Origin of the sequence: Pseudomonas sp. G166, from assembly GCF_037027455.2 — a bacterium.
In the GTDB taxonomy this organism is placed as follows: Bacteria; Pseudomonadota; Gammaproteobacteria; order Pseudomonadales; family Pseudomonadaceae; genus Aquipseudomonas.
On the sequence record NZ_CP146985.1, the window covers coordinates 3,500,786 to 3,526,738 of the forward strand.

General features: G+C 61.9%; 23 protein-coding genes. 8 read left to right on the top strand and 15 right to left on the bottom strand.

Translation table 11 applies throughout. The annotated features are described in order from the left end of the window. Nucleotides 1–75: 75 nt before the first annotated feature. The 5 genes from SGN16_RS15070 to SGN16_RS15090 all read right to left on the bottom strand — a co-directional run bounded on the left by SGN16_RS15070 (nt 76) and on the right by SGN16_RS15090 (nt 4,158). Nucleotides 76–858: an ABC transporter substrate-binding protein gene (locus SGN16_RS15070; RefSeq protein ID WP_335945507.1), complete on the bottom strand. Its 783-nt coding sequence runs from the start codon at nt 856–858 to the stop codon at nt 76–78. A gap of 143 nt (nt 859–1,001) precedes the next feature. Beyond that, complete coding sequence (locus SGN16_RS15075; RefSeq protein WP_210638826.1) at nt 1,002–1,352, bottom strand: RidA family protein; 351 nt, start codon at nt 1,350–1,352, stop codon at nt 1,002–1,004. Further along, nucleotides 1,349–2,722, bottom strand: a complete 1,374-nt coding sequence (locus SGN16_RS15080) for an FAD-dependent oxidoreductase (RefSeq protein ID WP_335945508.1) — start codon at nt 2,720–2,722, stop codon at nt 1,349–1,351. Before SGN16_RS15080 ends, SGN16_RS15075 begins: the two co-directional genes overlap by 4 nt. Continuing rightward, a complete protein-coding gene (locus tag SGN16_RS15085; RefSeq protein WP_335945509.1) occupies nt 2,715–3,044 on the bottom strand; it encodes a (2Fe-2S)-binding protein in 330 nt (109 codons plus the stop codon). The genes SGN16_RS15080 and SGN16_RS15085 overlap by 8 nt, the downstream gene beginning before the upstream one ends. Then, nucleotides 3,034–4,158 (bottom strand): FAD-dependent oxidoreductase, encoded by a 1,125-nt coding sequence (locus SGN16_RS15090; protein WP_335945510.1) that lies wholly within the window; start codon nt 4,156–4,158, stop codon nt 3,034–3,036. Before SGN16_RS15090 ends, SGN16_RS15085 begins: the two co-directional genes overlap by 11 nt. A gap of 159 nt (nt 4,159–4,317) precedes the next feature. Here SGN16_RS15090 and SGN16_RS15095 point away from each other — a divergent pair, with 159 nt between their 5' ends. The 3 genes from SGN16_RS15095 to SGN16_RS15105 all read left to right on the top strand — a co-directional run bounded on the left by SGN16_RS15095 (nt 4,318) and on the right by SGN16_RS15105 (nt 7,391). Beyond that, complete coding sequence (locus tag SGN16_RS15095) at nt 4,318–5,223, top strand: LysR substrate-binding domain-containing protein (RefSeq protein WP_335945511.1); 906 nt, start codon at nt 4,318–4,320, stop codon at nt 5,221–5,223. A gap of 135 nt (nt 5,224–5,358) precedes the next feature. Continuing rightward, nucleotides 5,359–6,444 carry an aromatic ring-hydroxylating dioxygenase subunit alpha gene (locus tag SGN16_RS15100; RefSeq protein ID WP_335945512.1) on the top strand — a complete coding sequence of 362 codons (1,086 nt, stop codon included), beginning with the start codon at nt 5,359–5,361 and terminating at the stop codon, nt 6,442–6,444. Beyond that, the gene (locus SGN16_RS15105) at nt 6,441–7,391 is read left to right on the top strand and encodes a PDR/VanB family oxidoreductase (protein ID WP_335945513.1); all 951 of its coding nucleotides are present in this window, start codon (nt 6,441–6,443) and stop codon (nt 7,389–7,391) included. Before SGN16_RS15100 ends, SGN16_RS15105 begins: the two co-directional genes overlap by 4 nt. 118 nt (nt 7,392–7,509) lie before the next feature. Here SGN16_RS15105 and SGN16_RS15110 read toward each other — a convergent pair whose 3' ends face one another. The 4 genes from SGN16_RS15110 to SGN16_RS15125 form a co-directional block, all read right to left on the bottom strand. Then, on the bottom strand, nt 7,510–8,223 hold the full coding sequence (locus tag SGN16_RS15110) for a GntR family transcriptional regulator (RefSeq protein ID WP_210638833.1): 714 nt from the start codon (nt 8,221–8,223) through the stop codon (nt 7,510–7,512). Nucleotides 8,224–8,435: 212 nt separating this feature from the next. Next, entirely contained in the window at nt 8,436–10,304 is a 1,869-nt protein-coding gene (locus SGN16_RS15115; protein WP_210638834.1) for a feruloyl-CoA synthase, read from the bottom strand. A gap of 140 nt (nt 10,305–10,444) precedes the next feature. Next, nucleotides 10,445–11,893 carry an aldehyde dehydrogenase gene (locus SGN16_RS15120; protein ID WP_335945514.1) on the bottom strand — a complete coding sequence of 483 codons (1,449 nt, stop codon included), beginning with the start codon at nt 11,891–11,893 and terminating at the stop codon, nt 10,445–10,447. 108 nt (nt 11,894–12,001) lie between these two features. After that, on the bottom strand, nt 12,002–12,832 hold the full coding sequence (locus SGN16_RS15125; RefSeq protein WP_003202420.1) for a p-hydroxycinnamoyl CoA hydratase/lyase: 831 nt from the start codon (nt 12,830–12,832) through the stop codon (nt 12,002–12,004). Nucleotides 12,833–13,046: 214 nt separating this feature from the next. On the opposite strand from SGN16_RS15125, the gene SGN16_RS15130 reads away from it, so the two are divergent. Further along, nucleotides 13,047–13,535 (top strand): MarR family transcriptional regulator, encoded by a 489-nt coding sequence (locus SGN16_RS15130; protein ID WP_335945515.1) that lies wholly within the window; start codon nt 13,047–13,049, stop codon nt 13,533–13,535. A gap of 72 nt (nt 13,536–13,607) precedes the next feature. Here the strand turns inward: SGN16_RS15130 and SGN16_RS15135 are convergent, their stop codons facing one another. Next, on the bottom strand, nt 13,608–14,915 hold the full coding sequence (locus SGN16_RS15135; RefSeq protein ID WP_335945516.1) for an OprD family porin: 1,308 nt from the start codon (nt 14,913–14,915) through the stop codon (nt 13,608–13,610). Nucleotides 14,916–15,229: 314 nt separating this feature from the next. Here SGN16_RS15135 and mhpT point away from each other — a divergent pair, with 314 nt between their 5' ends. Then, a complete protein-coding gene (gene mhpT, locus SGN16_RS15140; RefSeq protein WP_335945517.1) occupies nt 15,230–16,441 on the top strand; it encodes a 3-(3-hydroxy-phenyl)propionate transporter MhpT in 1,212 nt (403 codons plus the stop codon). A 70-nt stretch (nt 16,442–16,511) separates the two neighbouring features. Here mhpT and SGN16_RS15145 read toward each other — a convergent pair whose 3' ends face one another. The 3 genes from SGN16_RS15145 to SGN16_RS15155 all read right to left on the bottom strand — a co-directional run bounded on the left by SGN16_RS15145 (nt 16,512) and on the right by SGN16_RS15155 (nt 19,823). Next, a complete protein-coding gene (locus tag SGN16_RS15145; protein ID WP_210638839.1) occupies nt 16,512–17,459 on the bottom strand; it encodes a transporter in 948 nt (315 codons plus the stop codon). Between the two features lie 79 nt (nt 17,460–17,538). Beyond that, complete coding sequence (locus SGN16_RS15150) at nt 17,539–18,306, bottom strand: coniferyl-alcohol dehydrogenase (RefSeq protein WP_335945518.1); 768 nt, start codon at nt 18,304–18,306, stop codon at nt 17,539–17,541. A 44-nt stretch (nt 18,307–18,350) separates the two neighbouring features. Continuing rightward, nucleotides 18,351–19,823, bottom strand: a complete 1,473-nt coding sequence (locus SGN16_RS15155) for a benzaldehyde dehydrogenase (protein ID WP_335945519.1) — start codon at nt 19,821–19,823, stop codon at nt 18,351–18,353. 284 nt (nt 19,824–20,107) lie between these two features. On the opposite strand from SGN16_RS15155, the gene SGN16_RS15160 reads away from it, so the two are divergent. After that, entirely contained in the window at nt 20,108–21,883 is a 1,776-nt protein-coding gene (locus SGN16_RS15160; protein ID WP_210638842.1) for a sigma-54-dependent Fis family transcriptional regulator, read from the top strand. Between the two features lie 27 nt (nt 21,884–21,910). On the opposite strand, the gene SGN16_RS15165 is transcribed toward SGN16_RS15160, so the two are convergent. Beyond that, nucleotides 21,911–22,810 (bottom strand): helix-turn-helix domain-containing protein, encoded by a 900-nt coding sequence (locus SGN16_RS15165; RefSeq protein WP_335945520.1) that lies wholly within the window; start codon nt 22,808–22,810, stop codon nt 21,911–21,913. A 251-nt stretch (nt 22,811–23,061) separates the two neighbouring features. Here SGN16_RS15165 and SGN16_RS15170 point away from each other — a divergent pair, with 251 nt between their 5' ends. Both SGN16_RS15170 and SGN16_RS15175 read left to right on the top strand, forming a co-directional pair. Then, complete coding sequence (locus SGN16_RS15170) at nt 23,062–23,835, top strand: L-iditol 2-dehydrogenase (RefSeq protein ID WP_335945521.1); 774 nt, start codon at nt 23,062–23,064, stop codon at nt 23,833–23,835. A gap of 194 nt (nt 23,836–24,029) precedes the next feature. Beyond that, entirely contained in the window at nt 24,030–24,881 is an 852-nt protein-coding gene (locus tag SGN16_RS15175; RefSeq protein WP_335945522.1) for a CAP domain-containing protein, read from the top strand. A 90-nt stretch (nt 24,882–24,971) separates the two neighbouring features. On the opposite strand, the gene SGN16_RS15180 is transcribed toward SGN16_RS15175, so the two are convergent. Continuing rightward, a complete protein-coding gene (locus SGN16_RS15180) occupies nt 24,972–25,868 on the bottom strand; it encodes a LysR family transcriptional regulator (RefSeq protein ID WP_210638846.1) in 897 nt (298 codons plus the stop codon). Nucleotides 25,869–25,953 lie beyond the last annotated feature (85 nt).

Consider the following 25,953-nt stretch of genomic DNA (forward strand, 5'->3'; position numbering starts at 1 on the left):
TCCGTGTTATGCAACAACGAGCTCGCAAGACAGCCCACAAGACAATGCCTGCGGGCCGAAGAACACCGCCGAGGATTACTCGCCGTAGATATCGAAATCAAAGTATTTCTGGCGGATCCTGTCGTAAGTGCCGTTGGCACGAATGGTCGCCAACGCCTGATTGAAGCGGCTCGCCAGCGCATCATTCTTGCGCACCGCAATGCCGATGCCCGTGCCGAAGTATTGTTCCTCGGTGAAATTGGGCCCGACAAATTCGAAATCCTTGCCCTCCGGACGCTTGAGCAGGCTTTCGTCGATCACCACCGAACTGGCCATGGTCGCGTCCAGGCGCCCGCCCAGCAGGTCGAGGAATATTTCATTCTGCGAACCATAGCGGATAACCTCGGCGCCCGCCGGAGCAAACTTCTCGGTGACGTAGCGATCGAAGTTGGTCGCCCGCTGCACGCCGATCCGCTTGCCTTTGAGCTGCGCCGGAATGTCGTTGATACCACTGCCCTTGCGAAACACCAGGCGCGCCGGGATGCGGTAATAGCGGTTGGTGAAGTCCACCGACTTCAACCGCTCGGGGGTGATGGACATGGACGAAATCACCGCGTCGACCTTCTTCACCTTGAGTGCCGGAATCAAGCCGTCGAACTCCTGCTCCTGCCAGACGCAGCGGACCTTCATCTCGGCGCACAACGCCTGACCGATGTCGTAGTCAAAGCCGATAATGGTGTTGTCCGGGGTTTTCGAAGCGAATGGCGGGTAAGCCGCCTCGATGCCGATGCGCAACGATGTTTCGGCGGCTTGCGGGCTTGTGCCGAAAGCCAGCAGCGAGACGAAGCCCAGCCTGAGGGCAATGCGTTTAACGTTCATTCATTAGCTCCAGATGCGATGTTATTGAGTTCGGACGCTCCACAGAAGTCGTCCGTTATGGCAGCAGCAATGTGAACAAGCCCGGGCGGCGACTCTGCGGTCGTCTGCCCGGTGACAGCACAACGGCGATCCGGCCGACGGCCTCAGACTGCCGCCGTGACAATCAGCTCCAGCAAAATATCGGGATCATCGAACGCCACCTGGGCCGTGGCCCTCGCCGGGGTCTGCGCGGCGTCGACCCAGTCGCTCCACAAGGCATTCATCGCCGCGAAATCCCGGCCCATGTCTTTCATCCAGATCTGCACGCTGAGCAGTCGGCGCTTGTCACTGCCCGAAACGGCCAGCAACTCATCGACCCGTTGCAGCACCTGACGGGTCTGGCCCTGGATGTCCTGACTGCAATCGGCGGCGACGATGCCGCTGAGCCAGGCCACGCCGTTGTGCACGACACTGCGGCTCAGGCGTGGGTTGCTTTCGATGCGTTGAATACTCATGACGGTTCCTCGATAAAGGGCTGCTCGCTAGCCAGTTGGGCGAGCGTGATGGGTTTGAGGGGCGAACGGACGCGGTAGTAGCCCACCTCGGCGGGCGACACATGGCGATGCCCGGCGATGATCTCGGTGACGTTCAGGCCACACTGACGGCCCTGGCACGGCCCCATTCCGCAGCGACTGAACGCCTTGGTCTGGTTCGGCCCCAGGCAACCGAGGTCGACGTAGCGGCGGATAGCGCCCGCGCTGACTTCTTCGCAGCGACAAACCGTGACGTCATCGGCGGGAATGCGGTTCTGAACCGGCGGGCGATACAGGGCGTCGATCAGCGGGCGTGCCGCGCGGGCCCGGCCCAGAGCTTGTTGCACAGACGCGGCTGTCGCGTGTTTGCCGGCAATCGCCAAGGCCGCCAGGCGACCTTCCAATTGCGCCACTTGCGCGCCGCCGATAGCGCCGCCGTCGCCGGCAATGAAAATGCCCGGCACGCTGGTTTCACCCCATGGGTTGCGGCGGGCGATCCAGCACAATTGCTGTTCGCTCCACTCATGGTCCAGACGCAACGACCAACTGATCTGGGTATTAGGCACCACACCTTGGTGCAGCAGGACCAACTCGGCAGGAATGCGCTGCTGGCGAGCGCCACGGTCGAAGCTCACGGCACTGGCCCGATCCGCGCCCTCCACCCGCAGGTTGCGGGCACCGCGAATATGTCGGACACCGGCGCGCTTCAACTCCAGCAGCAGCGCCATGCCCTTGAGCAAATCCCGCCAACCGCGCAAGGCACCGGGAACCGCACGCCAGGCACGCAGCAGATCGCTTCGATGGCTGGTGTCCACCAAGGCTTCGATGGCGATCCCGGCGCGCAGGTATTGCACCGCCAGCAGGTACAGCAACGGGCCGCAACCGGCCAGTAGCACTGGACCCGCAGGCACCAACGCTGCGCTCTTGAGCAGGATCTGCCCGGCCCCGGCGGTCATGACGCCGGGCAAGGTCCAGCCAGGAATCGGCATCGGCCGTTCAAAGGCTCCCGTGGCGATCAACAACTGGCGCCCTTGCAAGACTTCGACGCGTCCCTCGATCAAATAGTGCACTTGACGCTGCGGCGTGACCTGCCAGATCGCTGCGTTGGGCAGATAACGAGCGCCGCATTGCAGGAAATCTGCTGCCAGTTTCGCCCCAGCGCTGTAATCGTCACCCAGGATCGAGCGGCAGCGGGTATCGGCTTGAAGCACCTGACGATAAATCTGTCCGCCGGGACTGGCCTGTTCATCCAGCACCACTACCGACAAGCCGTGAGTCCTGGCCTCAAGAGCGGCACTCATGCCGGCGGGCCCGGCACCAATGACGATCAGGTCGATGACGAGGTTACTCATCGCTACCCTCCTCGCCCTGCGCCAGGCAGGCGGCTCCGCGTTGACGGCGTACGCGCATGCCTGGACGTACCGGCACCAGGCAGGCCTGGACATTGGCTTGGCCGTCCACTTCCACCAGACACTCAAAGCACACACCCATCATGCAATAGGGTGCACCAAGCCGACCGTTGATCGCGCTTTCGCGGGTGTGGCGGATGCCGCTACTCAACAGTGCGGCGGCCAGAGATACCGCGCCGGGCACCGTCAACGGCAGTCCTTCGAACTCGATTTGCACGGTGTCATCCCCTGGCGTCAAAGGCCGGAACAGGCTGTCAGCCGACATGACGCACCTCGGTTGGCGAGTTGAATCGGTGCAGGCCGAATGGTTTTAGCATCGGGTCATCGAACTCACCGGCGATCCACGGTGCCAGGCGCAAGGCATGGGCTGCGGCCAACGTCACGCCGCTGTGGCAACTGATAATCGACAGCCCCGCCCAGGCCTGGGGGGCTTCGTAGATCGGAAAACCATCGGCACTCATCACCCGCAGCGCACCCCAGGCCCGTACCAGTCGTACCCGGCCCAATCGCGGGAAGCACTGCACCGCACGCCGGGCGATATCGGCCATGACCTGGCTCCCGGTGCCGTCGTCGTAGCCCACTGATTCATGGGAGTCGCCCAACTGCACCGTGCCCTCGTCGGTCTGGCGCACATAAGTGGTGGGGTAATGCAGAAAGGGCTTGAGCCGTTCGGTGACCAGGATCTGCCCACGGTTCGGCCGCACTGGCACGTCCAGCCCGACCATGCCCCCCAGGGCTCGATTGCCGAGGCCAGCGGCCAATACGACCTGACGGGCAGACCAACACTGGTCCTTCGCCCGCAGTTCGAAACCCGTGGCGCGCGACTCGATCCCGTCAACGTGATGCCCGTTCATGAGCTTTACCCCTCGGGACTGGCAGGCGGCGTAGAGCGAGCGCAGCAGTTTGAGCGGATTGACATGGCCGTCCATGGGCGAAAAACAACCGCCAGCCACCTCCGGCCCGATGCCAGGCAAACGGGCGCGCAGTTGCACGGCGTCCAACAGTTCAAAGGGGTAGTCACCCGCAAGGGCTTCGCGCAGCCAACCCAGGCGACGACTCTCCTGGGCCATTTCTGCGTCGCTCAGGCATAACTGGAAACCGCCCTGTTGGCGTAGATGAACGTCGATGCCGGTGTCGGCCTGCAACGCAGCGGCGAACCTTGGCCAAAGCACCACCGATTCGCGCGTCCACTGCGCATACGGGCTCATCCGGTAGCCCTTGCCCTGGACCCACAACAAGCCAAAGTTGCCCCGGGCGGCGCGGATGGCGTCATCACCTTCGTCGAGCACACTCACTTGGCGCCCGAGCAAGGCCAGCCCATAGGCAATGGACAGTCCCACCAGGCCTCCCCCTACGACGATGACATCAGTTTTTTGCATGGCTTGTTTTTCGCTGTTATCGATACCTAGTGGTCAGTCAAGCACCGATTTTATGGGTTGATTAACGGGATGCAGACGATCCTAGGGCGGTGACAGCACGTTGAAAAATGCTTTATTTTGGCAACCTCATGTCTTTTTGTTATGGGTTTGATCAGCACTATGAACCTTCGCCAACTGGAAGCCTTTCGCGCTGTAATCCTGGGCCAGACCGTGACCCGCGCCGCTGAAATGCTGCACATCTCGCAGCCAGCCGCGACCCGACTGATCGCCAGCCTGGAAGAGGACATCGGCTTCAGTCTGTTCGACCGGGTCAAGGGCCGGCTTCAGCCCACCGCAGAGGCCATGACGCTGTATCAGGAGGTGCAGCGTTCACTGCTGGGCGTGGAGCGCATTGCCCGCACCGCCCAGGACATCCGCAACCTCAAGCGCGGCTCGCTACACATTGCCTGCGCACCGGCCATGGGGCTGTCATTCGTGCCACGGGCAATTGCCGCATTCGTGGCCGAACACGATCAGGTCCAGATCTCACTGGTGGTGCATTCGTCTCGGGAGGTGGTGGACTTGGTGGTGGGTCAACGCTGCGACCTCGGCCTGATCGTGCTGCCCAACACGTACCCGAGTCCACGGGCCGAGAAACTACTGGCCACACGCATGCTTTGCGCCCTGCCCGCTGGCCATCGCTTACAGGACCAGACCACGATTCGCCCGGAGGACCTGCAAGGCGAACCATTCATTTCCTACCCGCAGTCCATTGCCTCACGCCAGCACATCGACGCCATCTTCGCCGCCCATGGGGTGGACCGCGAACTGCGCCTGGAAACCCAACTCTCCCTGCCCATGTGCGCGTTCGTCGAACAAGGCTTAGGCGTGGCGCTGGTAGACGCCATCAGCGCCGTCGAATACCGCGGCAATGGCATCGTATTCCGCGCCTTCGAACCGGCGATTGAAATGGACTTCAGCATGCTGCTGCCCATCCAGGGGCCGGTCTCCAAGTTGCAAGCCAGCTTTCTGGAACATATGCAGCGGTTCATCGAAGCGCAGGTGCCATCGGCCTATCGGTTCTGAGTGCATTCCCAGAGCAACAATGGATCCACTGAAAACACCAGCCATCGTCAAGACCATCAAAATCATTGACAAGCAAATTAGTTAAGAGAGTTAATGGATCCATAGATAAAAACAAAACCAGCCTGGAGAACCTCCATGTACCCCAAAAACACCTGGTACGTTGCCTGCACCCCCGATGAAATCGCCGACAAGCCCCTGGGCCGTCAGATCTGTGGCGAAAAAATGGTTTTTTACCGTGGGCACGAGGGCAAGGTCGCGGCCGTGGAAGACTTTTGCCCCCATCGTGGCGCCCCGCTCTCGCTGGGCTACGTCGAAAACGGCAACCTGGTGTGCGGCTATCACGGCCTGGTGATGGGGTGTGACGGCAAGACCGTGGAGATGCCGGGACAACGGGTCCGAGGCTTCCCTTGCAACAAGACCTTTGCGGTGCAGGAACGCCATGGCTTCATCTGGGTCTGGCCGGGCGACCAGGCGCTGGCCGATCCGGCGCTGATCCATCATCTGGAATGGGCCGAAAATGACGAATGGGCCTACGGTGGCGGTCTGTTCCATATCCAGTGCGATTACCGCCTGATGATCGACAACCTGATGGACCTGACCCACGAAACCTACGTGCACGCGTCCAGCATCGGCCAGAAGGAAATCGACGAGGCGCCGCCGGTGACCACCGTCGAAGGCGACGAAGTGGTCACCGCCCGGCACATGGAAAACATCATGGCCCCGCCGTTCTGGCGCATGGCCCTACGCGGTAACAACCTGGCCGACGATGTGCCGGTGGACCGCTGGCAGATCTGTCGCTTCACCCCGCCCAGCCACGTACTGATCGAAGTGGGCGTGGCCCACGCCGGCAACGGCGGTTATCACGCCGCCCCGCAGTTCAAGGCGTCGAGCATCGTGGTGGATTTCATCACGCCGGAAACCGAAACGTCCATTTGGTATTTCTGGGGCATGGCCCGGCATTTCCAGCCACGGGATCAAGCACTGACCGACAGCATTCGCGAAGGCCAGGGCAAGATTTTCAGCGAAGACCTGGAGATGCTTGAACGCCAGCAACGCAACCTGCTGGACCATCCGCAGCGCAACCTGCTCAAGCTCAACATCGATGCCGGTGGCGTACAGTCGCGTCGGGTGCTGGAGCGCTTGATTGCGCGCGAACGCGACCCGCAAGCCGGCTTGATTGCCAGCACCCGGCAGCCGCAGCACGTGGAGCAGCGGTCATGATCGAAGTCCAAGTCGTCGCGCGAAACAACGAAGCCCTGGATATCTGCAGCTACGAGCTGATCCGTGTCGACGGCCAACCCTTGCCGGCGTTCACTGCCGGCACCCATATCGACGTGCACTTGCCCGATGGCCTGATCCGCCAGTACTCGTTGTGCAACCATCCCGAGGAACGACATCGTTATCTCATTGCTGTACTCAAGGACTCGGCCTCGCGCGGCGGTTCGCGCAGTCTGCACGAACTGATCGAGCCCGGCGCACGGCTGCTCATCAGCGAACCGCGCAACCTGTTTGCTCTCGCACCCGAGGCCCGACGCAGCTTGTTGTTTGCCGGGGGGATCGGTATTACGCCGATCCTGTGCATGGCCGAGCACCTGGCCCAGAGCGGTGCGACGTTCGAACTGCATTACTGCGCCCGGTCCCGGGAGCGCGCCGCCTTTATCGAGCGGTTGCGCCAGTCACCTTATGCTGACCGGGTTTTCCTGCATTTCGATGAAGAGCCCGAAACGCTGCTGGACGCCGGCCGGGTGCTGGCCGCACCCAACGATGACCTGCACCTCTACGTGTGCGGCCCCGGCGGCTTCATGCAGCATGTACTGGATACCGCCAAGGCCCAGGGCTGGCAGGAAAATCACCTGCACCGTGAATATTTCGCCGCTGCGCCCACCGACACCAGCGCCGATGGCCGCTTCTCGGTGAAACTGGCCAGTAGCGGCCAGGTCTTCGAAGTACCCGCCGACCGTAGCGTGGTGCAGGTGCTGGAGAGCCATGGCATCGAGATTCCGATCTCGTGCGAACAGGGCGTCTGCGGCACCTGCCTGACCCGCGTGCTGGAAGGTGTACCAGAGCATCGGGACATGTTCTTGACCGAGGCAGAACAGGCTTGCAACGACCAGTTCACGCCGTGCTGTTCACGGTCGAAGACACCGTTGCTGGTGCTGGATCTCTAACCCCCGAACAACCGAAACCCTGTGGGAGCGAGCTTGCTCGCGATTGCGCTGTGTCAGCCAACATTAATGCCGCTGAACCACCGCTATCGCGAGCAAGCTCGCTCCCACAGTGGAGCCTTCAGTCCGAACGCAATATCACCGTCATTCGCTCATCGGCCAGCGTCGAGCCGAACACCTCGGCATAACGCAAGGTCGCGTTGGCATGCTCGCGCATGATCGCCTCGGCACGAGCGCCCTGGCGGTGGATCAACGCGTCGAATACCGAATGGTGCTGCATATGGGCATAGTTGAAGCGGCGAAACTCGCCGGCCATGTTCTGACGGTCCACCGCCAGGGCGGTGACTGAGGCGAACGGCAGATGATCGTTGCGGGCCAGTGCATCGGCGATGGCTGGGTTGTGGCTGCCTTCGACGATCACTTGGTGAAAACGCATGTTCAGGTCGTGATAGACCTCCAGGTCATCCTCGGTCACGTAGCCTTTGGCGAACAGCTCATCGCCCTGCACCAGGCATTGTTCGAGTATTGCCCGACCCTCTTCGGACAAGCCACGTTCGGCCGTTTGCCGCGCGGCCAGCCCTTCAAGCACGCCACGCACCTCCACGGCCCCGGCGATCTCCTCGGCACTGACCGAACGCACCTGAAAACCCCTGCCGCCGAAGCGCACCAGCAACCCTTCCTGCTCCAGCGTGCGGAACGCCATGCGTACTGGCATCCGCGAGACGCCAAACAGTTCCGCCGTGGGAATTTCCATCAAGCGCTCACCCGCCGCCAGTTCGCCCGAAGCGATCATTCTGCGCAGCGCAACCAGCACCGTTTGGCCAGGCTTACTCATCCAGGTGGATTCCAGAGAAAGAAGAACCGGCATAGTAGAAGGCTTGGGGCGGTGTGTCACGGCAGGGCAAGCTGACCGGAGAAGAACCTGATGCTGAAACAAACGGTGGGAGCGAGCTTGCTCGCGATAGCGTCGGAACAGTCGACATTAATATTGACTGATCCACCGCTATCGCGAGCAAGCTCGCTCCCACAGTTCTTGAGTCTTGCCGACTAGTTCGCCCGCAGGATGGAAGCATCCTCACCGCGATACAGCGCCTCGACTTTCGCCGCCCGCCACTGCAACACCGCTCGCTGGTTGATCGAGCCCTTGTCGGTGATTTCGCCGCGATCGATGGATGCCGGTTCATCGAGCAAGGCAATCCATTCCACACGGCTGGCGTTGCCGGTGGCTTCGCGGTTCAGGCGCTGCAGCCAGCCGGCGAACCATTGGCGTACTGGCTCGCTGGCAAGTACCTGGGTATCGCTGGCGTCCAAAGCCAGGCCTGACAAACGACGACATTCGGCAAGCCGTGGAAACACCAGCGCGCCCAGGCACTCGCGATCCGGCGCGGTGATCACCAGGTCCTGGACGTAAGGCGTGCCTTCCAGCACCGCCCGATTACGCAACGGCCCGACACTGACGAACACGCCGGAAGACAATTTGAAATCCTCGGCAATCCGCCCGTCGAACATCAGCCCCAGTTGCGGGTTGCCGGGATCGGCCAGCTTGATCGCATCCCCCGAACAGTAGAAACCGTCCTCGTCGAACACCTCGGCGGTCTGCTGCGGTGAGCGCCAGTAGCCGGGCATGATGTGCGGCCCGCGGAAGCGTCCTTCGAACTTGCCGTCCACCGGCACCAGTCGAACTTCGCAACCCGGTGCTGGCAGGCCGATGTAGCCGGCCATGGACAGCGGTCCGGTGGTGAAGGTGCAGGATGGCGCCGCCTCGGTCATGCCCAGGCCGGCCATCATGCGGATTCGCTCACCACAATGTTGCTCAGCCACTTTGTCGAGTCGATCCCAAGTGCTTTGGGACAGGCCCGCCGCGGCAAAGAAGAACAGGCTGATGCGCTTGAAAAAACGCTCGCGCAGTTCGCCGTCCTGCTCCAGGGCGCTGACCAGCTCTTCCCAGCCCTTGGGCACGGTCAGGTACGCGGTAGGCGAAATCTCCTTGAGGTTGCGCAAGGTTTCGGTGAAGCCCTGGGCCGTGGGTTTGCCGTCGTCCAGGTAGAACGTGCCGCCGTTGTACAACACGATGCCCACGTTATGGCTGCCACCGAAGGTGTGGTTCCACGGCAACCAGTCCACCAGCACCGGCGGCTCTTCGCCGAATACCGGAAAGGTTTGCAGGAGCATTTGCTGATTGGCACAGAGCATGCGCTGGGTGGTGATTACCGCCTTCGGCAGCTTGGTCGAACCGGACGTGAAGAGAAACTTGGCGATGCTGTCCGGCCCGGTGGCGGCAAAGGCGCGCTCGGCCTCGACGCCGCCGGGCTGTGCCAGCAGGCTGGTGAAGCCGGTCCTGTGCCGGCCCGGTATCTCGCCGCGCACCGTGACCAGCGGAACATCCACCGGCAATACCGCATTGATTGCTCGCTCGAACGGTGCCGCCTCACTGACAAACACCAGCCCCGGCTGCAACAGGTCGCAGACGTGCCGCAGCTTGGCGAAATCCTGGGACAGCAATGAATAGGCTGGCGACACCGGGCAATAGGGAATGCCTGCGTACATTGCGCCGAGGGCCATTTGCAGGTGTTCGATGTCATTGCCTGAGAGCAGCGCCAGCGGTTTTTCGGCCGACAAGCCGTAGCTCAGCAAACTCTGGGCGATAGCCCGCACACTGTCGAGCATCTGCGCATAGCTGACACGACGCCAGTCACCACTCGCGTCACGCGCCGCGATAAACGTGTGCTGCGGGCGCACCTCGGCCCAGTGCACCAAGCGATCGAGCAAACGCGTCGGCAACGGCGCCAGGGGCTCCAGGGAGCGCATGTGCAAAATGCCGCGTTCTTCTGTGACTTCAACGGCAGGATGACCAATCGACACCTGGCGATACTGCCCAGGGCCGGGTCGGGAGGACGATCTGAACTCGGGACTCACGTACATTTCCTCCACCAAGGCATGCTCGGGTCGCATAAAGCGAGCGGAGCGTGGCAGCGTCTGGCTGCGGCCTTGTCATTGTTATTCTGGCCTGCACCCGGGCGGCTTTCGAGACCTGGCCGCCCGCGGCGCGACGGATTTCAGATCGGGTAATGCCGGGGGCCGTTCTGCAATGTCACCCAACGCAACTGGGTGAAATGCTCGATGGACGCCTTGCCGCCAAAGCTGCCGTAACCGCTGGACTTGACCCCACCGAAGGGCATCTGCGCCTCATCGTGCACGGTCGGACCATTAATGTGGCAGATGCCCGATTCGACCCGCTGGGCCAGGGCCAGCGCACGGCTGGTATCGCGGCTGAAAATGGCCGCCGACAGGCCGAACTCGGAGTCATTGGCCAGGCGCAGCAACGCCTCGTCGCCATCGCCGCGCAGTACCACCGCCACCGGGCCGAAGGACTCTTCGCGATACAGACGCATGTCCGGGGTAACGCCATCGAGCAAGGTCGGTTGCAGGATGCTGCCCTCCAACTGCCCGCCCGCCACCAGGGTCGCGCCTTTGGCCAAGGCGTCGTCGATCAGCCCCTTGATGCGCTGACCGGCACTGACATCCACCAGCGAGCCGAGCACGGAGTCACCGGCTGTGGGATCGCCAGCGCGCAAGGTGGCGATCTTCGCGGTCAGCCGGGTGACGAAGGCATCGGCCACTCGCGTATCGACGATCAGTCGCTCGGTGGACATGCAGATCTGCCCCTGGTTGAAGTAAGCCCCGAAGGCCGCCGCTTGTACCGCAGCGTCCAGGTCGGCGTCGTCCAGCACCAACAACGGTGCCTTGCCGCCGAGCTCCAGCAGGGCCGGCTTGAGATGGCGCGCCGACAGTTCGCCGACGATGCGCCCGACATGGGTCGAACCGGTGAAATTGACACGACGCACCGCCGGATTGGCGATCAAGCGTTCGACAATCGCCGGTGCGTCCACTGGCGCATTGCAGATGACATTGACCACGCCGTCGCCCAGCCCGGCGTCCTGCAATACCTGACCGATCAACCGGTGCACCGCTGGGCTTATTTCCGAAGCCTTGAGCACCACCGTATTGCCGCAGGCCAGGGGCATGGCGATAGCGCGGGTGGCGAGAATCACGGGCGCGTTCCAGGGTGCGATGCCCAGCACCACGCCACAGGGTTGACGCAAGGCCATGGCGAAATTGCCAGGTACGTCAGAGGGAATGATTTCGCCGTTGATCTGGGTGGTCATGGAAGCGGCTTCACGCAGCATATTCGCCGCCAGGTGTACGTTGAAACCGTACCAGTTGGCCATGGCGCCGGTTTCGCCAGCGGCCGCGATGAATTCGCCGCTGCGAGCCTGCAACTGCTCGGCGGCACGCAGCAGACGCGTGCGGCGTTCGTTGGGCGCCAGCGCGGCCCAGGTGGGAAACGCGGCTTGCGCGGCGGCCACGGCGGCGTCGGCATCTTCCAGCGTGGCAGCGGCCACGCGCGAGACCACTTCACCGGTCACCGGGTTGCAGCGCTCGAAGGTCCGGCCGTCACGGGCGGGGCACGACTGGCCACCGATCAACAGGGGCACGTCCAGCATGGTGATTCCTCTTTATTGTCTTTATCGGGAATGCATCGCAGCGGTGTAGCAGTAGCGCCGGGGCGACGCAGCGAACAGCGGGATGCAGCCCCCTATTCGCCTGTCGACTCAACGCTTATAGGTCTGCAAGCCAGGCTTGATGCTCTTGTCGTCCAGGAACTGCTTCATGCCCTGCTCGCGACCGCCTTCGGTGTCGAGCAGGCGCGACTGGTCGAGCTTGGCGTACAGGTAATCCTCGTTCTGCTCCCAGGTCAGTTCGCGGCAGCGTTTGAAGCCATGCTTGGCCGCGCGCAGCACCACGGGGTTCTTCTCCAGCAGGTTACGCGCCAGCTCCACAGTGACTTCGCGCAGTTGCGCCAGGGGCACACTTTCGTTGACCAGGCCCATCTCGGCAGCTTTCTGCCCGCCGAAGGTCTTGCCGGTCATGATGTAGTACAGCGACTGGCGATGGCCCACGGTGTCGGCCATGGCCTTGCTGACCAGATTGCCGGGCGGGATGCCCCAGTTGATTTCCGAAAGACCGAAGGTCGCCTCATCGGCGCAGATCGCCAGGTCGCACGCCACCAACGGGCTGAAACCGCCACCGAAGCACCAGCCATTGACCATGGCAATGGTCGGCTTGGCGTACATGCGCAGTAGTTTCCACTGCCATTGCGAGGCTTCGCGACGGATTTTCTCCTGGAGGATTTCCGGCCCGGCGTCCACCTCGCGGAAATATTCCTTGAGGTCCATGCCGGCGGTCCAGGCATCGCCCGCCCCGGTCAACACCAGCACGCCAGCGGCCGGATCCTGTTCCAGGGTCTCGAGCACATCGATCATCTCGCGGTTGAGGGTCGGGCTCATGGCGTTGCGTTTTTCCGGGCGATTGAGGGTCACCCAGGCAATGCCTTCCTCGATATCGACTTTGACCGTTTTCCAGCGACCTTCGTAATTGCTCATGATGCGTGCTCTCTTGTTCTTGGCTGAAGATGATCAAAAACTAAACTGGAAAATTAGTTATGTCAATTAACTATTAATCGATTTACCTGTGTTTTTTCAGGGGTTGGAGCAGAGCCCCTGATCAACGAATGTGCGATCGACCGTAGCCATCGCGTCACAACCTCGGCAAACTGGATAGCCTTGTTAATCACTCACCTTGAGGATGTTCTCTTCGATGGCCAAGTCTTCCAAGCTTGCCGAACCTACCGAGGCCCTGGTGGACGGTACCGACGTGCAGGCACCGCTGGACTCCGCGCTGGATGACCTGATCGGTTACGCCTTGCGCCGCGCCCAGCTGAAACTGTTCCAGAATCTGATCGGCCGGCTTGCGGTCCACGATTTGCGGCCCGCCCAATTCTCGGCCCTGGCGATCATCGACCAGAACCCCGGCCTGATGCAGGCCGACCTGGCCAAGGCGCTGACGATCGAACCACCGCAAGTGGTGCCGTTGCTCAACAAACTGGAAAGCCGGGCCCTGGCGGTGCGCGTGCGGTGCAAGCCAGACAAGCGTTCCTATGGGATTTTCCTGAGCAAGACCGGTGAAACCCTGCTCAAGGAACTCAAGCAGATCGCCGCACAGAGTGACCTGGATTCCACTGCCGCTCTCTCAGGAACTGAACGCGAGGAGTTGCTACGGTTGCTGAAGAAGGTGTACCAGCAATAAGGCCAGCGCTCGCCCCTGTGGCGAGGGAGCTTGCTCCCTCGCCACAAAAGCTCTGCGTTGCACCTCAGTGGATCACCAGATCGGCACGCTGTAGGTCACCAGGAACCGGATCTGGTTCTCGTCGCGAAACGCCGCCGTACCTGGGAAGTCATTGCGATAGATCGATTTGCGCGCCAGCAACCCGACATTTTTCAACGGGCCACTCTGGATCACGTACCCCAGCTCCATCTGGAACTCGCGCTCCTTGCGATCCTCGGCATTGAGCGCCGCCAGCTCAATGTGATCGCCACGCACATAACGCAGACGAGTCCTCAGCCCCGGCACACCTACTGCGGCGAAGTCATAGTCATGGATCACCTGCCAGGTGCGCTCCTTGGCATTGAGGAAATCCGAGCTCATGGTCATTTCGCTCAAGCCCATCAACTCGGTGCCGGACACATAAGGGGTGGCCGTATCACCGCTGGAATGCATGTAGCCCAAGCTCACGCGATGCCCACCCAAGCGATAGCCGACCAGCGCCGAAACATTGCGGTTATCCACCTTGCCGGCCTTGGCAGCGCCGTCCTCGTCACTGAAAAAGCTGCGCAGGTCGGTGGTCAACACACCGTCGCCCAAGGGCAAGTTGTGCAGCAACGCCAGGGTGTCCTGCTGGTACAAGTCCGCCACTTCAGCGTGGTAGGCCCGCAGGCTCAGGTCTTTGTTGACCTGGTAGTCGCCCCCCACATACGCCATATGCGAAGAGGTCGCTGCACCGTTGAACCGACGGTTGGGCGAGGCGATGCTCATCGGTTGGTAGTCGGTGGATTCGCGACGGTTGATGCGGTCGATGTACCCCGTGTTCAACGTCAGTCCGTCGATGTCCTTGGAGCTCAGTGTCGTGCCGCGAAAGGTTTGCGGCAACAATCGTGACGGGCTGGCAAAGGCGAACGGCAGGAAGATCGAAACGTCGCCGGTCTTCACCGTGGTCTGGCCGAAACGCAGCTTGCCGGTCAAGGCCAGGCGCGAATACTCATCGGCGGCACGCTTGTCGCTGCTGGACACCGGCAACAATTCAGTACCACTGCGATCCGGCGACGAATCCAGCTTGATCCCCACCAACCCTCGGGCGTCCAGGCCAAACCCGAGCGTGCCCGGCGTAAACCCAGACTCCATGTTCAGAATCACCCCCTGGGCCCATTCCCGGGCCGCGGTCTTGGCGCCATCGTCCTTGTAGTCGCGATCCATGTAGTAATTGCGCAGGGTCAGGGTACCGTGGCTATCGTCGATGAACCCCTCTGCCCATAAAGCGCTGGAACCCAGGCTCAGCCCGAGACAGGCCAGCAGTTGAACGAGAGGCGAAACAGGGAGCGCCGCAAGGGCGTGCCGGGCAAGGTTTGGCATGTGTGATGTCCAATTATTGTTGTTGTTTTTGATCGACCTCAACACCTGGGGCGTTGGGCTCTGCGCCAAGAGAATGGAAAGGTCCCAACGCCTTCGTCAATCCAACATGACCGATAATCGAACATTAATATCATTAACTAATTTATCAATAAAACCTCCATCTACTCTCAAGCAACTGATTTTTATCACGATATTTGCGTAATCAGCTTACCGTCCGGCGCGATTCATTTTTTAGTTAGGTTTGTTAATCTTAAATACACCTGTCGGAACTCCCGAGCTGGTAGCCCCTGACAAAAACAATAAGAGGATTTGCCATGAACCGTCCGGCGCGTCGTGCGACGCTGACCATCGCCTTGTGTTTTATCGTTGCGCTGATCGAGGGTTTCGACCTGCAATCGGCCGGCACTGCCGCCGCCGGTCTACGGCAGACGTTTGCCCTGGACCCGAAGATGATGGGTTGGGTATTCAGCGCCGGGATCATCGGGCTGCTGCCGGGTGCATTCTTTGGAGGCTGGATCGCTGATCGGATCGGCCGCAAGAAAATTCTCATCGCCGCCGTCCTGCTGTTCGGCGTGTTCTCCCTCAGCACTGCGTATGTCGAACACTTCTCCAGCCTGCTGCTGGTGCGCTTCATGACCGGCCTGGGCCTTGGTGCTGCCCTGCCCAACCTCATCGCCCTGTGTGCCGAAGCCGTGGGTGAGCAACGACGCGGCACGGCCATCAGCGTGATGTACGCGGGCGTCCCGTTGGGTGGTGCACTGGCGGCGGTGGTTGCCATGTTGTTTGGCGAGCACTGGCAAATGACTTTTTTCATCGGTGGGCTGGCACCGTTGCTGGTGGTGCCGCTGATGTTGCTCTGGCTCCCTGAATCCAGCGCCTTTCGCCAGGCTCAACATGTCAGCGCCGCGGCTCGCAGCTCAACCGGCCAGGCGCTGTTCGGCGATGGCCGGGGGCGTACCACCCTGGCGCTTTGGCTGAGCTACTTCTTTACCCTGACGGTGATGTACATGCTGCTCAACTGGCTGCCGTCGTTACTCCTCGAACAAGGCTTCAGCAAACCCCAGGCCGGTCTGGTGCAGATGCTGTTCAACATCGGCGGCACCCTGGGTTCGTTGCTCGGCGGCCTGTTACTGGACCGTTGCAATGGCATCAAGGTGGTGCTGTTCGTCTATGCCGGATTGCTCAGCGCCCTGGCCGGGGTCGGGCTGTCGGTCGGTATCGTGCCGATGGGCATCGCAGGGTTCGCTGCCGGGTTGTTTGTCATGGCCGCGCAACTGGTGCTCTACGCCTTGGCCCCGCCCTCCTATCCTACGGCTGTGCGGGCGACAGGGGTCGGTGCAGCCGTGGCCATCGGACGCCTGGGGTCGGTCGCCGGACCATTGGCCGCCGGCCAAATCCTGGCGGCCGGCGCGGGAACCACCGGTGTGCTGTTGGCGACGTCTCCAGGGCTGTTGATTGCTGCCGTGGCGGCGATCAGTGTGATGGCCCGTTCGGTGGTGGTGGGTGAAGCACAAGGGGTGCGCTAACCCTCTGCAACCCACTCCTTGTGGCGAGGGAGCAAGCCTCCTTCGCCACAAGGATGTCCACCGGGGACCACTAGAATCTATGCAACCAGTTCAACACTAGCTTATCCCCCTCGGTACGGTTCTCGGCATCCTGCTCGAAGTAGGCATTGACCGACAGCACGTCCTCCTTGCGAAAGACATAATTGAACCCCGGCCCGATCGCCCAGACCTTCTCCCGGCGCCCGCTGACGTCGTGCCCATCGACCTGGGTGTCAGTGAACTGCTTGAGCCAATAGCCGTTGAGCCCGGCGCTCAGTCGATCGGTCAAGGCGTACTGCAACGTCAGGTTGGCGTGCAAGGCCTGACCGGCCTGGGTATCGGAGACATCACCAAAACTGGCCGAAGGGTCGTCGTTCTTGCCGTTCCACAAATACATGAAGCGCCCGCTTGCCGACCATTTGGGCGTGAACCAGTAGGTGGCGGCGTAATACGGATTGAACGACCAGAAGTTACTGCCCGGGTTGATCGAGCGATTGCGGTTGTAGGCACCGACCGGCATCGACACGTCCACCTCGACACGCTGGGTCAGCAAAGGGCTGCCATCGGCGCGGGTCAGGGTGGGCAATTGCAGGAAGGCGCCGACGATCAGGTCGCCAAACCCTTCCCGAGAACTCAGGGCTGCATTGTTCAACCCATCGTCCACATCCACATGGGCCAGGGAGGTGTTGATCAGGGTAAACCCTGGCATCGCGCCGTTGGCGCGGGGTTGGCCGACGTAGATGATCTGGGTGGTCGGCGCGAAGACCTCCACGGTTTGCTTGGGTAGCGGCAGTTTATTGCCGTGGGCATCGTTGAAACGATTGGCCTTGGAGTACGTCAGGTATTCCTCCAGATACCAACCGGGGCCGGCCGGCGCAGGGGAACCGTCGTAGAAACTGGTGCTACCCAGATTGAGGCCAGGCAGGTCATACGCATGAACGAGGGGCGACAGCGCAACCAGAATCGGGGCAGCAGCCATCCGCAAGATAGGCTTGAGCATCTTGTGAGTCCTGTATTTTTGTTGTTATTAGAGGCCCGGCACCGCACCCACAGTGCCGGGTTACATCACCGCGACGGCGTTATATGTAGGTCGCCGCAAGCCCGCCATCCACCGGCAGGTTGACCCCGTTGACCCAGCGCGCAGCGTCTGAACAGAGAAAAGCGATCACCTGCGCCACCTCATCGGCCAGGGCCGGACGCTTCATGCGATGGCTGTCCTGTGCCACGCGTTCCTCGCCGAGCATGCTGACGAAATCTCCGAGGATAGGGGTGAACACCGGCCCCGGCGCCACGCAATTGACCCGCACCGAATGCTCGGCAAACCACTGTTGCGCCTTCTGGTAAGTCCAGACGATCAGTGCTTCCTTGAAGTATTGGTAACAGGTTGCCTGCTCCACCGGGTTAGCCGCGAGCCACTGCTGCCCTGCCCCATAACTCTGGGTAGCAGCCAAAGCCTTGTGCAACGCCAGCCGCTCCGGCCACTGCGCCCCCAGGATCGAGGCGACGTTGACGATGCTGCCCCCCGGGGCGATGCGCGGCAGCAAGGCTTCGGTGAGGTGACGCAGGCCCAGGTAATTGACCTTGGCCACGGCCTGTACCGGCGCGGTCCCCGGCACACCGGCTATGTTGCACAGCCCGTCGATCTGCTGCGGTAAACGCCTCACCAAGGCATCGATGCTTTCAGGATCGCCCAGGTCGGCCTGGAAAAAGCCATCAACGGTCAGTTGTGGCTCATGACGATCGACGCCGATCACACGGGCGCCCTGGAAACGCGCCAGGCGCGCCACCTCCGCACCGATGCCGGACGCCACACCCGTGACCACCAGGGTTTTGTTATGCAAGTTCATGTTCAAGCCCTCTTATTGTTGTATAGGCATATCGTGGAACAGCGTCAGAACGGATAGATCGGCGCGGTGTTTTTCACCGTCACCCATTGCCACTGCGTGTATTCATCCCAGTCCGCCGGGCCGCCGACGCTGCCGCCATTACCCGAGGCACCGCGCCCGCCGAAGGGGTTGACGCACTCATCGGCAACGGTCTGGTCATTGATATGCAGCATGCCGCACTGGAGTCGTTCACCAATGGCCATGGCCCGGCCCACCGACGGTGAAATGATCGCCGCCGACAAACCGTACTCGGTGCGGTTGGCCAATTCGATGGCCTCTTCGTCGGTGGCGAAGCTGACCACCGTCGCCACGGGCCCGAAGACCTCCTCTTCGAAGGCTCGCATGCCCGGCTTCACGCCGCTGAGCACGGTCGGCTGATAAAACAGCCGATCATATTCGCCGCCGGTCTCCAGCCGCGCCCCGGCGCTCAAGGTGTCGCTGACAATTGCATGCACCCGCTGCAACTGCCGCTGATTGATCAATGGCCCCAGGGCAGCTTCGCCCCGGGCAGCGTCGCCGACGCTCAAGGCGCGAGCCTTTTCCACCAGCTTGTGGGTCAGGGCTTTGGCGATGGACTCATGGGCCAGGATCAAGCCGGTGGCCATGCAAATCTGCCCTTGATGCAGCCAGGCCCCCCAGGCCGCGTTGCGGGCGGCGACGTCCAGGTCGGCGTCTTCAAGAATGATCAGCGGGTTCTTGCCGCCCAGCTCCAGCGCGACTTTCTTCAAGTTGCGCCCGGCTACCTCAGCGACTTTGCGACCAGCCCCGGTGGAGCCGGTGAAGGCGATCATCCGCACGTTAGGATCGCGGCACAGCGCCTCGCCGGCATCCGCCGCGCCGGGCAACACTTGCAGCAAGCCCTTGGGCAGCCCTGCCACCTCGAACAGTCGGGCGATGAGCAGACCACCGCTGACCGGGGTCTGCGGATCCGGCTTGAGCACCACCGCGTTGCCCGCCGCCAGGGCCGGCGCTACGGAACGCATGGACAGAACCAGAGGAAAGTTGAACGGCGAAATCACCCCGACCACGCCGTGGGGTTGGCGCCGGGCATAGGACAGGCGCCCCGCCTCGCTGGGCAACACCAGCCCATGGGCTTGGGACAGCAGCCCGGCGGCTTGATGCAACAGCACAATCGCCTCACGCACTTCATGCTGGCCCTTGAACAACGCGGCGCCGGTTTCCCTGGCCACATACAGCGCCAATTCCTCGAAGGCATGCTCAGCCACGTCGGCGGCCTTGCGAAAGATCGCCGCGCGTTGCCGCGGGCCCATCGCCGCCCACGCCGATTGAGCCAGGGCGGCGTCTCGGCAGGCCTTGGCGATGTCGGCGGCGTCGGCCGTGGCGCTACGCATCATCACCTCGCCGGTGGCCGGTTCGATGATCGGTTGCAGTGGGCCCGAGGCAGGCACCCAGTCACCGTTGAATACGCATTCGGATTCGATCACCTGAGACAACAGGTGGCTTTTGGATGCAGACATTTAAAACTCCCGGCTCTTTGTTGTTGTCATCGTTTGCCGCGCCTCGAAGGCGCCTGCGCAAACGCCGTGCAAGTGCTTGAGCAAGCGTTGTGCCGGTTTCGCCTGTTGATGCCGGAAAAAATGCCGCAAGGCTCTGGATCAAGGATCTGCCAAAGCCACTACCGGCCAAGCGTCGCTGGCGCCCCTGGAGCCAAGCAGCCGACGCTTGTTCATTTGATAAAGTTATGTTTAATAACTATCTAGCCAGATGATCATTTCGATCAACCGCCATCAGGGGCCTGACAATGAATAATCCCCACTGTCCGTTGCCGGATCACCGGATTGCCACCGAGCATTTCCACCCACGGGGCGACAGCAACGAACTGACCGACAGCAGTTCGCCGACGCCGGCCGAACTGACCGATTGCCTGTTTTTTTCCCCTGACGATGGGCGTATCTGGCTCAACGACCAGCGTATGTTGCTGCTGCACAGCTCATCCTTCGGGGCGTTACGCCGGGAGATCATCGAGCGCCAGGGGCTGGAACAGGCCCGTGGCATGCTCACCCGCACCGGCTATTGCTCCGGGGCCCGGGATGCCCGACTGATTCGCGAACGCTGGCCCCACGCCGATGCCGCTGCGGTATTTCGCGCCGGCACGCATTTGCACACCCTGGAAGGCATGACCAAGGTCGAGCCGCTGCATTTCAAGTTCGATGCCGATTCGGGATTCTATGAAGGCGAGTTTCTCTGGCACCACTCCTGTGAGGCCGACGAGCATGTTGCGGCCTACGGTACCGGGCAGGACCCGGTGTGCTGGACCGAGCTGGGCTACGCCATCGGTTTCGTCAGCGGGCTGTTCGGGCAATTGGTGATTTTCCGCGAAGTGGAATGCCGAGGCATGGGCCATGAGCGCTGCCGAGTCATCGGCAAGACCGCTGAGCAATGGGGTGACATCGAGCGGGACCTGAGTTATCTCAACGCCTCGCCCGCAACGCAGGCCAGCCGCAGCGCGCCGGAGCTTCACAGTGCAGCCGGAACCGCGCCGCTGCCGGACAGCGAGCAACCCCTGATCGGCGCCAGTGCCGCCTTCAATTCAGCGACCCAGGCCCTGCAGCGCGTGGCCTTGACGCCTGCCACCGTGTTGGTCAGCGGCGAATCCGGGGTAGGCAAGGAACTGTTCGCCCGCCAGTTACACCAATTGAGTCACCGCCGCGATGGGCCATTCATTGCCCTCAACTGCGCGGCCATACCGGATAACCTGATCGAAGCCGAGCTGTTCGGCGTCGAGCGCGGCGCCTACACCGGAGCCACTCACTCGCGCCCCGGACGTTTCGAACGGGCCCATGGCGGCACGCTGTTTCTCGACGAAATCACCTGCCTGAGCCTGGCCGGGCAAAGCAAGCTGCTGCGCGCCTTGCAGGAGCGCGAGATTGAGCGGGTCGGTGGCGGTCACGGCATCAAGGTCGATGTCCGGGTGGTGGCGGCGACCAACGTCGACCTGCGTAAAACCGTAGCGGACGGCGAGTTTCGGGCGGACTTGTTCTACCGGCTCAATGTCTACCCCATCGCCCTGCCCCCCTTGCGAGAGCGCCGCGATGACATACCGCTGCTGATCAACGCCTTCCTCAAACGCTTTTGCCAGGAGTACGGCCGCACGCCCATGGGCCTGACCATGCGCGCCCTCAAGGTCCTGCTGCGCTACGACTTCCCGGGCAACGTGCGAGAGTTGCAGAACCTCATCGAGCGCGGCCTGATTGCCAGCGAAGAAGGCCAGGCAATCGACCTGACGCATCTGTTTCGCAATGAGCAATTGCCGGTGGCGGCCTATTCCGTGGACGACAACGGCGGCCTCTCGTCGATAGGCCGCGCCACGACCGATGCCCTGGAAAAACCGGCCTTGCTCCAATCCCTCAGCCAGCTGGACTCGGATTTCTCCATTGATGGCCTTGAATCCCGGCTGATCAACGAGGCGTTGCACTTGAACAACGGCAACCTGGCGGCGGCGGCAAGATCATTGGGATTGAGCCGGGCCCAGTTCGCCTACCGGCTGAAGAAACATCAACGAGGGATCCCAGCCTGATTGCAAACCTGCTCGCGATAGCGCAGGTCAGTTTGCCTCCGCGCCCCGCCGATACTCGCTGGGCGTCTGGTTCATCTCGATGCGGAAATGCCGGTTGAAGTTGGACAAATTGTTGTACCCCACTTCAAAGCAGATGTCGGTCACCGGCATTTCGCTCTGCAACAGCAAACGGCAGGCTCGCTGGACCCGCAGCTTGCGCATCAGGTCAATGAAGCCGTGCCCGGTGATGCGTTTGAAAAAGCGCGAGAAGCCGGGTTCGCTCATGTCCAGCTGCCGGGCGATCACCGACAGGCGCAGGTCGCCGGTGAGTTCGGCTTGCAGGTATTCGAAAGCTCTATGAATACGTTCGGAACTGCGGGCATCCAGGGTTGGTGCGTAGCAGGGGCTCGCCAGGCACAAGGCCTGCGCTTCGGGGGCTTTACTGAGGGTTTCGAGCAGTTGCAGGAACAGCGCCAGCCGCCCCAGTCCCTGCGCCGGGCCGATGGCCTCGAGCAGGCTCGCGGCGTGAACGGCGGTGTCGCCGCTGAAGGCCAGGCCTCGCCGAGCCCGCTCGAACAACGTCTGTAAATCCCCTAGTTCCGGCAGGGTCCGGCGCAGGGTCAGCAAGGTGGCGCCGTCGAACTGCAACACCACATCGCGCCCGGCCAGGTGCTCGCCCGGCGCCAGGTCGCCCATCCAGTCGTGGGGCAGGTCCGGACCGATCATCGCCACATGGCCGGGGCCAAACGGGCCAATATAATCGCCCGCCAGCAACTTGCCGCTACCGTGGCGGATAAGGTGGATTTCAAATTCGGGGTGATGGTTCCAGCGCGCCATCGGATAGGGATAGTCGTGCTCGTACCAGCGAAAACTGTGCTCGGGTTCGGGCAGGATGACTTCAAGTTCGGCCGGTCGCTGTTCGAACAAAGGCGTTCTGTGATCAGGCATGACGCGCCTCTCTTATCGTTATAGCCAGCACCTTACGCTGGGTGCACAGCGGTTCGCCAGTTCCCACCTGACTGCCCACTGATACTTTTTTAACCCGACCGAACGACCCGTACAGGCGTTAAAAAAGTATCACCGGATCATCCCCCCTGCGTTTGTCCGCGTTGAGGTGCACTGCTGTAATCGCCCAGCCATGGCGCACATGCAGGTCCGCCCTGCCCCATGGACCTCTAGACTGAAGACAGGACAAGCCCATGAAACGACTGGAAGGAAAAAGTGCCCTGATAACCGGCGCAGCCCGAGGTATCGGCAAGACGTTTGCCCAGGCCTATATCAATGAAGGCGCCACTGTGGCGATTGCCGATATCGATCTTCAGCGGGCCCAGGTCACCGCCGCCGAATTGGGCGACAGCGCCTACGCGGTGAAAATGGACGTGATCGACCAGGCGTCCATCGACCAGGCCATCGAGGCGGTCGTGGCCCGGGTGGGCAAGCTGGATATCCTGATCAATAACGCGGCGCTGTTCGACCTGGCGCCCATCGTGCAAATCACCCGCCAGAGCTACGAACGGTTATTTTCCATCAACGTTGCCGGCACGCTGTTCACGCTGCAGGCGGCGGCCCGGCAGATGATCCGCCAGGGGCACGGCGGCAAAATCATCAACATGGCGAGCCAGGCCGGTCGGCGTGGCGAGGCGCTGGTCGGCGTCTATTGCGCCAGCAAGGCCGCGGTGATCAGCCTGACCCAATCTGCCGGGCTGGATTTGATCAAGCATCGGATCAACGTCAACGCCATCGCCCCCGGCGTGGTGGATGGCGAGCATTGGGATGGCGTGGATGCGCTGTTTGCCCGCCATGAAAACCTACCGCGCGGAGAAAAGAAGCGCCAGGTCGGTCAGCAAGTGCCTTTTGGCCGGATGGGCACTGCGGATGACCTCACAGGCATGGCGATTTTCCTTGCCTCGGCAGAGAGTGAATACGTGGTGGCGCAGACTTATAACGTCGATGGAGGGAACTGGATGAGCTGAAAATCCGCAGCTTTATGGCCTTGAAACGACGGAAATGGACTTATTCGGCGGAAAATTGATCCCACTACTTGAAGATTGTCCCGAACGGTACCAAACGGTGCCGTTCCAAGGGATTTCAAGAGAGCGTGAATACCGTTGCCCCAGCGGGGCAAAAATTGCGCATCATAGGCGCCGTCCGCTCAAGGGAGATTTACATGCGTGCCATTTCATCCGCCATGCGTCTTGTCGTGCTGTCGCTGGGCCTGGCCTTCGCCGCCAGCGCCGCGGCCACCGAAGAGACGCAACTGGTCGAGACCATCAATCTGTACCGTAGCCAGTCCCAAAGTTGCGCGGGCCAGGCCTCTCTGGAGTTGCCGCCGCTGGCGATGGACTCTCGGCTGATCCTGTCCGCCAATGGCATCGGCGACCTGCAGCAGGCGCTGGCGCGCACGGCCTATCCGATGATCAACGTGCAGGCCATCAGCCTGTCCGGGCCACGCGATGCGCAAGCTGCGATGAAGGCCGTGCAGGAAAGTTTCTGCCAGGTTGTCCTGGACCCGCAGTTCGTCGACATCGGCGTCAGCCGCCTGGATCGCGAATGGCGCATCGTGCTTGCGCGCCCACTGCTGTCGGCACGCCTGGGGGACTGGCAAGCCGAAGGCCAGAAACTGCTGAAGTTGATCAACAGCGCCCGTGCGCAACCCCGCCGCTGCGGTACTGAAACATTCGCGGCCACAACCCCACTGAGCTGGAACGCCACCCTGGCCCTGGCCGCCGTGACTCATACCCGGGCCATGGCCAACAGCAATTTCTTCGACCACAAGGACCGCGACGGCCGCATGCCGGGTGATCGTGCCGAACTGGCAGGCTATCTCGGCCAGTTGATCGGTGAGAACATCGCCGCCGGGCAAGACACAGCCCTGAAGGTGGTGGACGGCTGGCTGGCAAGCCCCGGGCATTGCGCCAACCTGATGAACCCGCAGTTCCGCGAACTGGGTGCCGGCTACGCGACCGATCCGAAAAGCGATGCGGGGATCTATTGGACGGCGATGTTTGGCACCCAATAGCGCGGTGGCCGGGCCACCGTTATCGCGAGCTGGCTCGCTCCCACAAGGGATTTGTGGTGCTCATGAGAAATATGCGGTGCGCCAATCACATCAATGCCGGCTACTGGCGCTGTACTGCCGCAGCGTCTGCCGCAAATGCTGCATGAACTGGCTCAACGACGGTGACTGGGCCACGGGTTTGCGTTGCAACAGGCCGATCGAGCGCTTGCCGGGCTGGTCGATGGCGATCACCGCGCATTGCTCACCGATATTGAACACTGCCGTGCAACTGGCCGGCAGCAAGGAAAAACCCAACCCTTCACGCACCAGGGCGGTGGCCGTGCTCATGTGGGCCACTTCCCAGGCCGGCTCAGGATCGACATTCAGGTAACGCAACGCGGCATCGGCCAGCGGGCGGATACTGGTGTCGGGGGTCAGGGCGATATAGGGCTGGCGCTTCCAGTCTTCCAGGCTGTCACGCTGGTGGTCCTTGTGGGTCAGCAACACCAGGTTGTCATCCAGCAAACGCACGAAGCTCAGCCCGGACAGGTCGTCCGGCAACGACGTAATGCCTGCGTCCACCTCGCCGCGCTGCACCCACCCCATGATCTCCCCGGCGCGGCCGTCCAGTACGCTTACCCGTACCCCCGGGTGTTCGCGCTGGAACGCGGCAATGACCACCGGCAGGAACGAAGCAGCGGCAGTGGGCAGTGCCGCCAGGCGCAGGGTGCCTCGGCTCAGGCTGAGGGTGTCGCGGGCGTCGCGCACAGCATCGTCCATGTCCCTGAGCATGCGCCTGGCCTGGGGCAGGAAGTGTTCACCGGCGGGCGTCAACTCGACACTGCGGGTGTTACGCGCCAGCAACTGCAAGCCCATAGTCTCTTCCAACTTGCGGATGCTGTAGCTCAGGGCCGGTTGGGACAGGTGAAGCTGTTCGGCGGTGCGAGTGAAGCTTGAGGTTTCAGCGATCAAGATGAAAGCGCGAAGCTGTCTGAAAGAAACGTTCATGGCTGCACTTATAAAAATAATGGATCAATTGATTCTACCTTTAAAATTCACAGAACAATCGATGCAAGCCACTATGGGTTATCCC